This window comes from Agrobacterium sp. 33MFTa1.1, from assembly GCF_004328495.1.
Taxonomy (GTDB): Bacteria; Pseudomonadota; Alphaproteobacteria; order Rhizobiales; family Rhizobiaceae; genus Agrobacterium; species Agrobacterium pusense.
The window spans coordinates 2287404-2301210 of sequence record NZ_CP036358.1 but is presented as its reverse complement, the minus strand read 5'-3'; the positions used below and the strand labels follow the sequence as shown (position 1 = coordinate 2301210).

Annotated in this window: 13 protein-coding genes; 8 read left to right on the top strand and 5 right to left on the bottom strand. The window is 59.5% G+C overall.

The genetic code is table 11. From position 1 onward, the window contains the following. Positions 1-323: 323 nt before the first annotated feature. The 7 genes from EYD00_RS11575 (at position 324) to EYD00_RS11545 (ending at position 7694) form a co-directional block, all read left to right on the top strand. The gene (locus tag EYD00_RS11575) at positions 324-1394 is read left to right on the top strand and encodes an MBL fold metallo-hydrolase (protein WP_004443939.1); all 1071 of its coding nucleotides are present in this window, start codon (positions 324-326) and stop codon (positions 1392-1394) included. 110 nt (positions 1395-1504) lie between these two features. Further along, entirely contained in the window at positions 1505-2404 is a 900-nt protein-coding gene (gene dapF, locus EYD00_RS11570; protein ID WP_004443937.1) for a diaminopimelate epimerase, read from the top strand. Next, positions 2401-3675 (top strand): tRNA (N(6)-L-threonylcarbamoyladenosine(37)-C(2))-methylthiotransferase MtaB, encoded by a 1275-nt coding sequence (mtaB, locus tag EYD00_RS11565; protein WP_004443934.1) that lies wholly within the window; start codon positions 2401-2403, stop codon positions 3673-3675. Before dapF ends, mtaB begins: the two co-directional genes overlap by 4 nt. 32 nt (positions 3676-3707) lie before the next feature. Further along, positions 3708-5144 carry a signal recognition particle-docking protein FtsY gene (ftsY, locus tag EYD00_RS11560; RefSeq protein WP_004443931.1) on the top strand — a complete coding sequence of 479 codons (1437 nt, stop codon included), beginning with the start codon at positions 3708-3710 and terminating at the stop codon, positions 5142-5144. Positions 5145-5146: 2 nt separating this feature from the next. After that, the gene (locus EYD00_RS11555; protein ID WP_004443928.1) at positions 5147-5797 is read left to right on the top strand and encodes a septation protein A; all 651 of its coding nucleotides are present in this window, start codon (positions 5147-5149) and stop codon (positions 5795-5797) included. After that, complete coding sequence (locus EYD00_RS11550) at positions 5794-6390, top strand: DUF2585 domain-containing protein (RefSeq protein WP_004443925.1); 597 nt, start codon at positions 5794-5796, stop codon at positions 6388-6390. The genes EYD00_RS11555 and EYD00_RS11550 overlap by 4 nt, the downstream gene beginning before the upstream one ends. Positions 6391-6512: 122 nt before the next feature. Then, positions 6513-7694, top strand: coding sequence for a GGDEF domain-containing protein (locus EYD00_RS11545; protein ID WP_034500065.1), 1182 nt, complete (start codon positions 6513-6515; stop codon positions 7692-7694). Positions 7695-7708: 14 nt separating this feature from the next. Here the strand turns inward: EYD00_RS11545 and EYD00_RS11540 are convergent, their stop codons facing one another. From EYD00_RS11540 to ccmA, 5 genes are all read right to left on the bottom strand, one after another. Next, a complete protein-coding gene (locus tag EYD00_RS11540; protein ID WP_004443920.1) occupies positions 7709-8314 on the bottom strand; it encodes a DsbE family thiol:disulfide interchange protein in 606 nt (201 codons plus the stop codon). Then, positions 8311-8484: a heme exporter protein CcmD gene (gene ccmD / locus EYD00_RS11535; protein ID WP_004443917.1), complete on the bottom strand. Its 174-nt coding sequence runs from the start codon at positions 8482-8484 to the stop codon at positions 8311-8313. The genes EYD00_RS11540 and ccmD overlap by 4 nt, the downstream gene beginning before the upstream one ends. A gap of 3 nt (positions 8485-8487) precedes the next feature. After that, positions 8488-9249 (bottom strand): heme ABC transporter permease, encoded by a 762-nt coding sequence (locus tag EYD00_RS11530; RefSeq protein ID WP_004443916.1) that lies wholly within the window; start codon positions 9247-9249, stop codon positions 8488-8490. A gap of 74 nt (positions 9250-9323) precedes the next feature. Continuing rightward, positions 9324-9983 (bottom strand): heme exporter protein CcmB, encoded by a 660-nt coding sequence (gene ccmB, locus EYD00_RS11525; protein WP_004443913.1) that lies wholly within the window; start codon positions 9981-9983, stop codon positions 9324-9326. A gap of 202 nt (positions 9984-10185) precedes the next feature. Then, positions 10186-10827, bottom strand: coding sequence for a heme ABC exporter ATP-binding protein CcmA (gene ccmA, locus EYD00_RS11515; RefSeq protein ID WP_034500067.1), 642 nt, complete (start codon positions 10825-10827; stop codon positions 10186-10188). A 268-nt stretch (positions 10828-11095) separates the two neighbouring features. On the opposite strand from ccmA, the gene acnA reads away from it, so the two are divergent. Continuing rightward, positions 11096-13789 (top strand): aconitate hydratase AcnA, encoded by a 2694-nt coding sequence (gene acnA, locus EYD00_RS11510; RefSeq protein ID WP_004443908.1) that lies wholly within the window; start codon positions 11096-11098, stop codon positions 13787-13789. The last annotated feature ends 18 nt before the right edge of the window (positions 13790-13807 follow it).

Below are 13807 nucleotides of genomic sequence, written 5' to 3'. Positions count from 1 at the left end.
TTTCTTCCTTCTTCGTTCCGGGTTTCCGAAACGTCGGTGCTTTCGCTGGCAAAAACAAGACGCAAAGCCAAAAAGCACCCGAGGGCGCATCGCGCTGTCGGGTGTTGACCTCCGGGATCTCTTTATACCTTTTCGGGTCCCGGTCGGCGGCTTGGAGTCGTGAAACTGCCAGCTGATGGGCGGGATAAACAGGAAAGCGCCGGAAAAGTCAAGGCAGCGTTGGTTTCCGCCCGACAAAGCCTGCATTTCATCTTTGCGTGATCGGTCGTCGGCCGCCAGAGGCGGTGCTTGAACGGCGCCATTCTGCTCCCTATACATTTGTCATGAACCGTCGAAAATTTTTCCGTTTTTCCGCTGTTGGCCTGCTCGCTCTGGCGGGCGGCGGCCTTTATGCCCGTCGTTCAAGCGCCAGCGCCTATTATAGCGGCCCCATCTCCGATCATTTCGACGGGATACGCTTTTTCAATCCCGGTGGTACGCCACCCAGCAACTTCATGGGTCTGCTGAAATGGCGCTTCAATGGTGAACGCGCCAAGTGGCCGGAAAGCTATGCGAGCCCGTTTCCGTTTGCGAAACCGGACAGCCGGGTCGAGGGTAAAGACATGCGTGTCACCTTCATCGGCCATGCTTCCTTTCTTATCCAGACAGCGGGCCTGAATATTCTCGTCGATCCCGTGTGGTCTGAGCGCACGAGCCCGTTCAGCTTCGCCGGGCCCAAGCGCGTCAACCCGCCCGGTATCCGTTTTGAGGATCTGCCGCCCATCGATCTGGTGCTGGTAACGCATAATCACTACGACCATCTGGATATGGAGACGCTGAAGCGCCTGCATGTGGCGCACAAGCCGCTTTTCATCACGCCGCTCGGCAATGATGCCATCATCCGTACCGGCGTTCAGGCGGCGCGCATCGAGGTGGGCGACTGGGGGGATGTGATCGATGCCGGTACGGTGAAAATTCACTTCGAGCCGTGCCATCATTGGTCGGCGCGTGGTCTGAACGACCGGCGCATGGCACTCTGGGCGGCGTTCGTCATCGAAACGCCGGGTGGGAAAATTTACCATATTGGCGATACCGGCTTTCACGAGGGCCTCAATTACCATGCCGCGCGCAAGAAGCATGGCGAGTTTCGTCTCGCCAACCTGCCCTTCGGCGCCTATGAACCGCGCTGGTTCATGAAGGGCCAGCACCAGAACCCGGCGGAAGCCGTGGAAGGCATGAAGCTTTGCGGTGCGGCGCATGTCTGCGGCCACCATTGGGGTACGGTACAGCTCACCGATGAGGCGGTGGATGCGCCGCTTGTGGCCCTCAAGGCAGCGCTGACCGAACACGGGGTGGAGGAGAGCCGTTTCCGGCCGATGCGCCCCGGACAGGTTTTCGACGTGCCTTCCGCCTGACAGCCGCCCCGTTTGCGACGCAACAGTCTGGTAATTTGCCGGTGTTTCCGCCATATAGGGCGAAAGCACGGGAAAATCCCGTATGAAAAGCGGTTTTCAGGTTTAAAGCGATGGCGAACACGGTCGAATTTGCGAAGATGAACGGGCTTGGCAACAAGATCCTGGTTGTCGATATGCGCGGCCGAAAGGATATGGTCACGCCAGAGGCAGCAATTGCCCTCAATGCCGATCCTGCCACCCAGTTCGACCAGATCATGGCCATCCACGATCCGCGTATCGAGGGAACGGATGCCTATATTGACATCCTCAACTGCGATGGCACCAAGGCGCAGGCCTGCGGCAACGGCACGCGTTGCGTGGTGCAGGCGCTGTCGTCCGAAACCGGCAAGACCAGCTTCACCTTCCAGACGGTCGCCGGTATCCTGAATGCCGTCGAGCATGAAGACGGCATGATATCGGTCGATATGGGGCTCCCGCGTTTCCGCTGGAGCGACATTCCGCTTTCGGAAGAGTTTCACGATACCAGCCGCATCGAGTTGCAGATCGGGCCGATCGACGCGCCGATCCTGCATTCGCCCGCTGTGATGTCGATGGGCAACCCGCACGCCGTATTCTGGGTTGATCGTGATCCAATGGAGTTCGATCTCGAACGCTTCGGCCCGTTGCTCGAAAACCATCCGGTGTTTCCGGAAAAGGCCAATATCACGCTGGCGCAGGTGATTTCAGACAGCGCGCTTCGCACCCGCACCTGGGAGCGCGGCGCCGGGCTAACGCTTGCCTGCGGGTCGGCCGCCTGTGCTTCAGCTGTTTCCGCTGCCCGCACCGGCCGCACCGGCCGAACGGTCAGCATCGATGTCGCCTCAAGCCCGATCCGCGTGCCGCTGACCATTGACTGGCGTGATGATAACCACGTCATCATGACCGGCCCGGCCGAATGGGAATGGTCAGGTTCTGTCGATCCCATTACCGGCTTGTGGGCGCGGGATGCGGTCGAGTGGGGGGCTGTATGAGCGGGGTCGAGGTCATAACCTTCGGCTGTCGTCTCAACACCTATGAATCGGAAGTGATGCGGGCGGAGGCCGAAAAGGCCGGGCTTAACAATGCCGTGCTGGTCAATACCTGCGCGGTGACCGGGGAGGCGGTGCGTCAGGCCCGCCAGGCGATCCGCCGCGCCCGGCGCGACAACCCGTATGCGCGCATCATCGTCACCGGCTGCGCCGCCCAGACTGAGAAGCAGACCTTTGCCGACATGCCCGAGGTGGATGCCGTGCTGGGCAACGAGGAAAAGCTGAAAAGCGCTTCCTATCGTTCGCTTCCGGATTTCGGCGTTTCGGCGGAAGAAAAGCTGCGCGTCAACGATATCATGAGCATCAAGGCGACCGCACCGCAGATGGTCAAGCACATAGACGGGCACGTGCGGGCGTTCATTCAGGTGCAGAACGGCTGCGACCATCGCTGCACCTTCTGCATCATTCCCTATGGACGCGGCAATTCCCGTTCTGTGCCGATGGGTGCGGTGGTGGATCAGGCACGCAGGCTGACGGAGAGCGGTTATCGCGAGATCGTGCTGACCGGCGTGGATGCGACCAGTTACGGCGCCGATCTGCCGGGTGAGCCTTCTCTTGGTTATCTTGCCAAGACATTGCTGAAGCAGGTGCCCGATATCCTGCGCCTGCGCCTTTCTTCCATCGACAGTATCGAGGCCGACCACCATCTGATGGATCTTATTGCCGATGAGCCGCGTTTTATGCCGCATCTGCACCTGTCCCTCCAGCATGGCGACGACATGATCCTGAAACGCATGAAACGCCGTCATTCACGTGCCGATGCTATCCGCTTCTGTCACGAAGTGCGGGCGCTCAGGCCCGATGTGGCCTTCGGCGCGGATATGATCGCCGGTTTTCCGACCGAGACGGAGGAGATGTTCGAGAATGCCGCAACGCTGGCGGAAGAATGCGGCATTTCCAACCTGCATGTCTTTCCCTACAGCCCGCGTGCCGGCACGCCCGCCGCACGCATGCCGCAGCTGGACCGCGCGCTTGTGAAGGAGCGGGCGGCGAGGCTTCGCGTGCGGGGGGAGTCGCTTAAGGTGGCGCATCTGCAAGGAATGGTTGGTTCGGTGCAGACTATTCTTGTTGAAAACAACGGTTTTGCCCATACGGACAATTTCACGCTGGTGGCGGCACCTGATCTTGCCCCGCGCACCCTTGCGCGGGTTGCGATTACCGGCCACAACGGCAAACATCTGAATATGAGGCTTCTAGCCGCAGATGCGGCCTGAGGCAGCGCAAGAAAAGAGACACGGGAACAACCATGGCCCTCGGCTTCATCAAAAAAGTCTTTTCGTTCGGCAAGGACAAGGCCGAAACGGAAGAGCGGCCACAAGAGAATGCTGCGCTTGAGCGCGGCAATGAAAACGCCTCTTTCGAAGCGGCGCTGAACGACGCCGAAGCGCATGATGCTGTCGACAGGGACCCTGTTTCCGAACTGGAGATAGAGACGGCCGGCGGCCCGGCCCCCGACGAGGCGGAAGATCTAGCCTCCTCCGGCGAAAATGAAGACGAGGACGCGCCGCTTCTCCCCGGTGCCGAGCTTTCCGGCGATATGGGCCTGGTGCCATTGTCGTTGCTACAGGCGGAAGCCGCTGCCGAGGAGCAGGTCGAGCCGACTCCGGACACTGCCGACGTCGTGCTGGATGCCGATGCGATGGATGCGCTGCTCGACGAGGCGGAAGCCGCTACCGCGCCTGAACCCATTGCGGTTCCACCATCTCTGCCAAAGGGCTTTTCGTCCGCGAGTGAGCGGCAGGAGCCTGCGCTTGCCGCACCTGAGGTGAAACTGACATGGTTCCAGCGCCTGCGAAACGGGCTTGCCCGCACGTCTTCGCAGCTAACCACACAGATTTCGGCGCTTTTCACCAAACGCAAGCTGGATGAAGATACGCTCGACGAGCTGGAAGATCTTCTCATCCAGTCCGATCTTGGTGTCGAGACCGCCATGCGCATCACCGGCGCCCTGTCTTCGGAGCGTTACGGCAAGGATGTGAGCGGTGAAGATGTGGCGCGCATCATGGCGGGCGAGATCACCAAGGTTCTGAAGCCTGTTGCCAGACCTTTGGAACTCGATCTCTCGCACAAGCCGCATGTCATTCTCGTCGTGGGTGTCAACGGTACGGGCAAGACGACGACCATCGGCAAGCTCGCCGCCAAGCTTTCTGGCTCGGGCCTCAAGGTGATGCTGGCGGCCGGCGATACTTTCCGCGCGGCAGCGATTGAGCAGTTGAAGATCTGGGCCGACCGCACCGGCTCGGACTTCATCGGCACCAAGCTTGGGGCAGATGCCTCGGGTCTGGCTTACGATGCCTATGAGCAGGCTCGGGCGCAGAAAAGCGATGTGCTCATCATCGATACCGCTGGACGTTTGCAGAACAAGACGGAACTGATGGCGGAGCTGGAAAAGATCGTGCGCGTGCTCGGCAAGCTCGATCCGGATGCGCCGCACACCGTGCTACAGACACTGGATGCGACAACGGGCCAGAACGCCATGAACCAGGTGGAAATATTCCGCAATGTTGCGGGCGTTTCGGGCCTGATTATGACAAAATTGGATGGCACGGCGCGGGGCGGTATCCTCGTCGCCATCGCTGCAAAACACAAGCTGCCGGTCTATTTCATCGGCGTGGGTGAAGGTGTTGACGATCTGGAGCCCTTCGAGGCGGAAGATTTCGCCAAGGCCATTGCGGGAGTTTGAGTATGGATATTGAAAGCAATTCCAAGGAAAGCGAAAAGATGGTGGCGGAAATCAGCCCGCTCCTGAAATTCGTGCTTGAGCTTGGCCCGCTCGTCGTTTTCTTTTTCGCCAATTCCCGCGGCGAATGGCTTGCCACCACTTTTCCGGTTCTAACAGAGTTCGGTGGCCCGATCTTCATCGCCACCGGCCTGTTCATGATCGCGACAGCGATTGCGCTCTCCGTTTCCTGGGTGCTGACGCGCAAGCTGCCGATCATGCCGCTGATTTCAGGCATCGTGGTCTTCGTGTTCGGCGCTCTGACGTTGTGGTTGCAGAACGACACTTTCATCAAGATGAAGCCGACCATCGTCAACACGCTGTTTGGCGTCATTCTGCTGGGCGGCCTGTTCTTCGGGCAGTCGCTGCTCGGTTACGTCTTCAATTCCGCCTTCAAGCTTACGGATGAGGGCTGGCGCAAGCTGACGCTGCGCTGGGGCATCTTTTTCCTCTTTCTGGCGGTGCTGAACGAGGTTGTCTGGCGCATGTTCTCCACAGACACCTGGGTGGCCTTCAAGGTCTGGGGCACCATGCCGATCACCATCATCTTCACCATGGCGCAGATGCCGCTTGTGATGCGCCATTCTGTCGAGCCGCTTGGCAAGGACGAAAAATGACAGTTGCGGAGATGCCGGCTTCCCGTTCGCGTTCGCTTAGATGGTTCGGCGTGGCCGCCGGGCTGCTTCTCCTGCAGATCATCATTCTCTACGCCATGGGCCGCATTCCGATTTGTGAATGCGGTTATGTTAAGCTGTTCGAGCCTGGCGTGAATACACCGGGCAACTCCCAGCACATCGCTGACTGGTACACCCCGTCACATATCATCCACGGCTTCCTGTTCTACTGGTTTGCGTGGCTGCTGTTCCGCAACAAGCCGCTTTCCATGCGGCTTTCCCTTGCGGTGCTGGTAGAGGCCGCGTGGGAAATTCTTGAAAACTCGCCCATCATCATCGATCGCTACCGAACCGCGACGATGGCGCTGGGGTACACGGGCGACAGTATCCTGAACTCGGCGATGGACACGGTTTTCATGGCGTTGGGTTTCTTCTTCGCCGCCCGTGCGCCGGTGTGGCTAACGGTGGTGGTCGCCATCTTCTTCGAGATATTCACCGGCTGGCTGATCCGCGACAACCTGACGCTCAACGTCGTCATGCTTGTCTGGCCTGTTGAAGCCATAAAGGAATGGCAGAACGCGCTCCCGCAAATGTGAACGGGGTTCGCGGACGTTGCAGTCCGAACGGCCCTGGAATCGCGCGATATATGCAGGCTTTCTTAAGGGCATTGCGGTAACATCCGGGTTCAAAGGCTCGTCTCTCCCTCCGGCAGAACCCATTGCAAGACAATTTCGCCTATCTTCTTCCCTTTATCATGCTGACATTCGGCGTGGTGTTTCTGTTCCTGCAGAGGACCGGGCAGGCTTCCGCCCGCTACTGGGGTATCGGATATCTTTCGGCGGCCTTTGCTTTTGCAACACCGCTGGTGCTTGGCGGGCTGCCTTTTGAAGTTCAGGCGATCCTTTCGAATCTGTTGTTCTTTTCCGCCTTCTTCCTCTATGGCCACGCGTTGCTCACCCATTTCGGGCGGCCGCTCTATACCAAGGCGCGGCTGTCGATCGTCGTGGTTGCGGTGTTGCTGGTTTCTTTCCATGTTTTCATCACGCCCGATCTGAAACGCGAACTCGTCATCGGCGATCTCGTTTGCGCCCTTTTGCTCGCAATCCCGGTCTGGCTCGTGCGAAAGCGCCCGGCTGCGCTTGCCGACAGGCTGATGGTGGGAATCGCCTGTCTTGTGGTGGTGGAGACGCTGGTGCGCATCGGCTTGCTGCTGGTGATGACGCCGGGAGGCTCGATGATCGAGCTCAGCGAGTTCTTCGAGTCGGATTATGCTTTCTACATGCAGCTTGCTGCGAGTATTTTTGGTTTCCTGCTCGCGCTTTCGGTGCTCGCGAGCCAGATTTCCGTCACCGTGGACCGGCATCAGCACGCGGCGGAGCATGACCCCCTGACGGACGTGCTGAACCGCCGTGGCTTCGACCGGCGTGTGCCCGACTTTCGCAATGATACGCCTGATGGCGCGGTGATTGCCTGCGACATAGACCATTTTAAGCGTATCAATGATGTCTACGGCCATGCGGCCGGAGATATCGTCCTCATCGGCCTTTCCGATCTTCTCACAAAAAATGCACCCGAGGATGCGCTGGTAGCGCGTTTCGGCGGCGAGGAATTCGTGGTGTTCCTGCCCGGTCAGACGGCTGCTGCGGCCAGCCAGCTTGCCAATGGCATGCGGACAGGCCTGTCGTCACTGGATTGGCGCAACCGGGGTGTGACCAGTCAGATCACGGCGAGCTTCGGTGTTTCGGCGGTCGCGAGGGGCGATCATTCCATTCACGACGCCATCAAGCGTGCTGATGACAGTCTTTATGCCGCAAAACGCGGCGGTCGCGATCAGGTGGTGCTGGAAGGCATGCGTCTGCCGGCTGAAGGCCCGCCTCTGAGGGTCGTTAACAAGGCGTGATGCCTTACGAGCGGTTATTTCCCGGCTGCGGCCGCAATGGCCGGTCGCAGGTCGCGCTCGACGCTGCGGGCATCGAAGGGGCCGACCTTTTTGTAAAGGATCGTGCCGTCCGCGCCGACCAGGTAACTTTCGGGAATGCCATACACACCCCAGTCAATCGCCGCCTTGCCGCTGGGATCGATACCTATGGCAGCAAAGGGGTTGCCGAGCTCGCCGAGGAAACGCAGGGCATTGTCCGGCTTGTCCTTGTAATTGATGCCGACGACAGTGATGCGGTCGTCTTTCGCCAGTTCCTGCAACAGCGGATGTTCCTGCCGGCAGGGAATGCACCAGGAAGCGAAGACATTGACCAGCGTCAGCTTGCCCTTGATGGCGGCATCCGTCAGTGCCGGCAGGTGCGAACCTTCCAGCGGCGGCAGCGACAGGGTCGGCGCCCTGGTACCGATCAGCGCTGACGGTATGGCGCTGACATCCAGTCCGTTGACATCCTGATCATATAGCATCTTGCCGGCAACGAGGGCAAAGCCGCCGAACAGCAGCAAGGGAAGAAGCGCCAGCGCGTAACGTGCGCGGCCAGACGACCTGGATTTTGATGTGTCATTCTGGTTAGTCTGCGTCATTTGCCGTCACCAGCGGAACCGGCTCTTGCCCTGCGGCGCACACCGGATGCTTCGAGTTCCTTCAGTTCCCGCTTGCGTGCCTGGCCGTCAACGACGACCCAGGCGATGAGACAGAGAACGACAAGGCCGGTCGCCGCATAGGACATGCCGATATAAAAGGCGTGTGTCATCCCTCAACCCTCTCGGTTCGCCATGCGAGCGGCAAGCCGGCGTTGCGCGGCCACGCGGCGGCGCCAGATTTCATTGCGCATGGCGGCGATATGCAGGGTGAAGAACAGCAACGTGAAACCGATCGCCATGGTCAGAAGCGGCCAGAGAAACTCCGCGTCGATGGCGGAGCCGCCCATCCGGATGACGCTTGCCGGCTGGTGCAGCGTATTCCACCACTCGACCGAAAACTTGATGATCGGAATATTCACGAACCCGACGAGGATCAGCACCGCGCTGACGCGGGCGGCTCTGGATGGATCGTCCATGGCGCGGTTGAGTGCGATGAGCCCGAGATACATCAGGAAAAGCACGAAAACGGAGGTCAACCGCGCATCCCACACCCACCAGGTTCCCCACATAGGCTTGCCCCAGAGCGAACCGGTGATAAGTGCGATGAGCGTGAAGGCCGCGCCAATGGGGGCTGCGGCCTTATGGCTGACATCGGCTATCGGATGACGCCAGACGAGGGTGCCGATAGCGGATATTGCCATGACCGAATAACACATCATGGCCAGCCAGGCGGACGGAACGTGCACATACATGATGCGCACCGTGTAACCCTGCTGGTAATCTCCTTCCGAGGTGAAGGACATGTAGAGGCCGGCCGCCAGCACCAGCGCGGTCAAACCGGCGAGCCATGGCAGGATGCGTGTCGCCAGCGCCAGAAACCGCGTGGGATTGGCGAGATCGCTGAACTTGGTGATGGAGAAAGTCTGCTCGTTCATGCCGTTTGTGTAACCCGAGAATGGCCGCCCCGCAATTGATCCCTGTCAACAGGGTATCGTGCGTTGCGGTTTCCTCAATCCATAACATTGCGCAGTGCCAAAGCGGCAAAGAAAGGGCCGGTCACGGCTGAAAATAACGTGATCGCGCAGAGAATGAGAAAGGGTGGCAGGAAAGGCGCCGGGTCCTGCACTGCCGCGTAGGAAGCGCTGACACCGAAGATCAGCACCGGAATGGCGAGCGGCAGGACAAGGATGGAGACCAGAAGGCCGCCGCGTGGCAGGGCAACGGCGACCGCCGCCCCCACCGCGCCGATGAAGGTGATGGCGGGTGAGCCGACGAGAAGGGTGAGCATCACCGCGCCGATTGCCACCTCGTCCATGTTCATGAACAGGCCGAGAAGGGGTGATGCCAGCACCAAGGGCAGGCCCGTTGATACCCAGTGCGCCAGGCATTTGACGAAGACGGTCAGCACCAGTGGCGTTTCCTGCATCAGGATGAGATCGAGGGAGCCGTCGTCGCGTTCGGCCTGGAACAACCGGTCGAGGCCGAGAAGGGCGGACAGAAGTGCGCCGATCCAGACAATGGCCGGGCCGATACGGGCAAGCAGGTTGAGATCGGGTCCAACGCCGAAAGGGATGACGGCAACCACTGTCATGAAGAACAGGACGCCGATCAGCGCGCCGCCGCCGGCGCGGATGGAGAGTTTGAGATCGCGGAGGAAGAGAGCGGTCATTGGGGTGGCCTCGGCGGGTGAAGTTTACCCCCCTCTGCCCTGCCGGACATCTCCCCCTCAAGGGGGGAGATCGACTCGCGGTTAGGTCTCGTCCAACTCAATGCTCGAGAATCGAGTGGCTGTAGCGCCTCTTGCCGATCTCCCCCCTTGAGGGGGAGATGCCCGGCAGGGCAGAGGGGGGTAGGCCGCCTGCACATCGCCATCACGCCCAAGCCTCCACACCCGCAAACCCCGTCATCTGCAATTCCCGCGCATTCGTTAGCCCCAAAGGCTGATGGGTTGCCGCCAGCACGATCCCGCCTTTTGCAAGATGACCTTTCACAAGGTCGGTAAACATGTCGTCTGCCGCCCTGTCGAGCGCCGCAGTCGGTTCATCGAGAATCCATACCGGCCGCCATGCGACAAGGAGCTTTGCCATCGCGAAGCGGCGCTGTTGACCGGCGGACAGGTAACCGAAAGGCAGGTGGGTAATGCCGGCAAGGCCGACACTCTCGGCCGCTTCGTCAATCGCTACGCCCGCCGCGCCATGAAAGTCTCTAAGGAAATCCTTCCAGAAGCGCAGGTTCTCGGAAACTGTCAGTTCCGTCTTCATCGCATTGCGATGGCCGAGATAATGGCACGCTTCCGAAGGTCGCATCTCGGCTTCTATTCCTTCGCCGGCTATCTTCACTTGCCCCCGCTCGGGTCGCAACAGACCGGCCACCGTGCGCAGCAGCGTCGATTTTCCCGAGCCGTTACGCCCGGTCAGCACCAGCGCCTCACCGTCGCTTAACTTGAAGGAAATGTTCATGAATATGAAATCTTCGCCGCGTCGCACGCCAAGATTTTCCGCCGTCAGATCCATGCTGCGTTCCGATTAAAATTTGCCGTTCGATCATAAAAAAATCGATTAGCGTCGTGGAATGGTCTGGCACGTTTGTCTGAAATTATCTATATGGGTGTCAACACGCCAGCGGCCGGCGTGAACATCATCTTGCGCCGGACTTGACGATTGCGAGGAGCAATTTTCACGTGCGGACAGCGGAAATGGTCGTACCCGCATCCTGATGTGCATGAGTGCATAGGTGTCCGCACGAACGTGTTGGCTATCAGTGTAAGCGGGGTTTTTATCCATGCCCAAATCACTCGACAGTTTCAAATGTCGTTCCGTTCTTACCGTCGATGGTAAGGACTATGTCTATTTCAGCCTGCCCAAGGCTGAAGCCAATGGCCTGAAGGGCGTTTCCAAGCTGCCCTATTCCATGAAGGTCCTGCTCGAAAACCTCCTGCGTTTCGAGGACGGCCAGTCCGTTACCAAGGAACACATTCTGGCGGTTTCCGAATGGCTCAACAACAAGGGCCTCACCGAAAACGAAATCGCCTACCGCCCCGCCCGCGTTCTCATGCAGGACTTTACCGGCGTTCCTGCCGTGGTCGATCTTGCCGCGATGCGTGATGGTATCAAGGCTCTCGGTGGAGATCCCGAAAAGATCAATCCGCTGGTTCCTGTCGATCTCGTCATCGACCACTCCGTTATCGTTGACGAATTCGGTACGCCGAACGCTTTTGCCCGCAACGTCGAACTTGAATATGAGCGCAATGGCGAGCGTTACCGCTTCCTCAAGTGGGGCCAGCAGGCATTCAAGAACTTCCGCGTTGTTCCCCCCGGCACGGGCATCTGTCACCAGGTCAACCTGGAATATCTCGGCCAGACCGTCTGGACCAAGGAAGAGGACGGCGAGACCATCGCTTATCCGGATACCTGCGTCGGCACGGATAGCCACACGACCATGATCAACGGCCTCGGCGTTCTCGGCTGGGGCGTCGGCGGTATCGAGGCTGAAGCGGCCATGCTTGGCCAGCCGGTTTCCATGCTTCTGCCTGAGGTCATCGGCTTCAAGCTGACTGGCAAGGTGAAGGAGGGCGTCACCGCGACCGACCTCGTTCTGACCGTCGTGCAGATGCTGCGCAAGAAGGGCGTCGTTTCCAAGTTCGTTGAATTCTTCGGCCCCGGCCTTGATTCAATGTCTTTGGCCGACCGAGCGACCATCGGCAATATGGGCCCGGAATATGGCGCGACCTGCGGCTTCTTCCCGGTTGACAGCGAAACCATCAATTACCTGACGATGTCCGGCCGTACAAAGGATCGTATTGCCCTCGTGGAAGCCTACTCCAAGGCCCAGGACATGTGGCGCACCGGCGACGGTTCCGATCTTGTCTTTACCGACACGCTCGAACTCGACCTCGGCGACGTTGTACCGTCCATGGCCGGCCCGAAGCGTCCGGAAGGCCGCCTGCCGCTCGAAACCATCGCGCCCAATTTCGCGACTGCTCTCGAAAATGACTACAAGAAGCCCGGCCAGCTTTCGAGCCGCTACGCGGTTGAAGGCGAGGACTTCGATCTTGGTCACGGCGATGTGGCAATTGCCGCCATCACCTCCTGCACCAACACGTCCAACCCCTCCGTCCTCATCGCTGCCGGCCTTCTCGCCCGTAACGCTGTCGCCAAGGGGCTGACCTCCAAGCCATGGGTGAAGACGTCGCTTGCACCTGGATCACAGGTGGTTGCCGAATATCTCGACAAGTCGGGCCTTCAAAAGGATCTCGATGCGATCGGTTTCAACCTCGTTGGCTTCGGCTGCACGACCTGCATCGGCAACTCCGGCCCGCTGCCGGCGCCGATCTCCAAGACGATCAACGACAAGGGCCTGATTGCGGCCGGCGTTCTCTCCGGTAACCGCAACTTCGAAGGCCGTATCTCGCCTGACGTGCAGGCGAACTATCTGGCCTCTCCGCCCCTCGTCGTCGCTTACGCTCTTGCCGGTACGGTCCAGAAGGACCTGACCAAGGAGCCGATCGGCAATGATAAGGACGGCAACCCGGTCTATCTCAAGGATATCTGGCCGACCTCGAAGGAAATTCAGGAGTTCATCCTGAAATACGTCACGCGCGAGCTTTACGAGACGAAGTACGCCGACGTCTTCAAGGGTGATGCCAACTGGCAGGCCGTTCAGGTGCCGCCGGGTCAGACCTATGCCTGGGACGACAACTCGACCTATGTCCAGAACCCACCCTACTTCGTGGGCATGGGCAAGACGGGTTCGGGTCTCAAGAACATCAAGGGCGCGCGCGTTCTCGGTCTCTTCGGCGACAAGATCACTACCGACCATATTTCTCCGGCCGGTTCGATCAAGGCGGCATCGCCTGCCGGTGCTTATCTCACCGAGCATGGTGTCGGCGTTGCCGACTTCAACCAGTACGGCACACGTCGTGGCAACCACGAAGTGATGATGCGCGGCACCTTCGCCAACATCCGCATCCGCAACCACATGCTCGGCCCGAACGGCAAGGAAGGTGGCTACACCATTCACTATCCGTCCAAGGAAGAGATGTCGATCTATGACGCGGCCATGAAGTACAAGGCTGAGGGCGTTCCGCTCGTCATCTTTGCGGGTGTCGAATATGGCAACGGCTCATCCCGTGACTGGGCGGCCAAGGGTACCAACCTGCTCGGCGTCAAGGCGGTCATCGCGCAGTCCTTTGAGCGTATTCACCGTTCGAACCTGGTCGGCATGGGCGTCGTCCCCTTCGTCTTTGAAGCGGGAACGTCCTGGGCGAGCCTCGACCTCAAAGGCGATGAAATCGTTGAGATCGACGGTCTCGAAGGCGAGATCAAGCCGCGTGAAAAGAAGATCGCCAAGATCACTTACAGCGACGGCACGGTGAAGGAAGTTCCGCTTCTTTGCCGTATCGATACGCTTGATGAAGTGATCTACATGAACAATGGCGGTATTCTGCAGACCGTTCTGCGCGATCTGGCTGCGTAAAGCTTCGACAATCGAAGG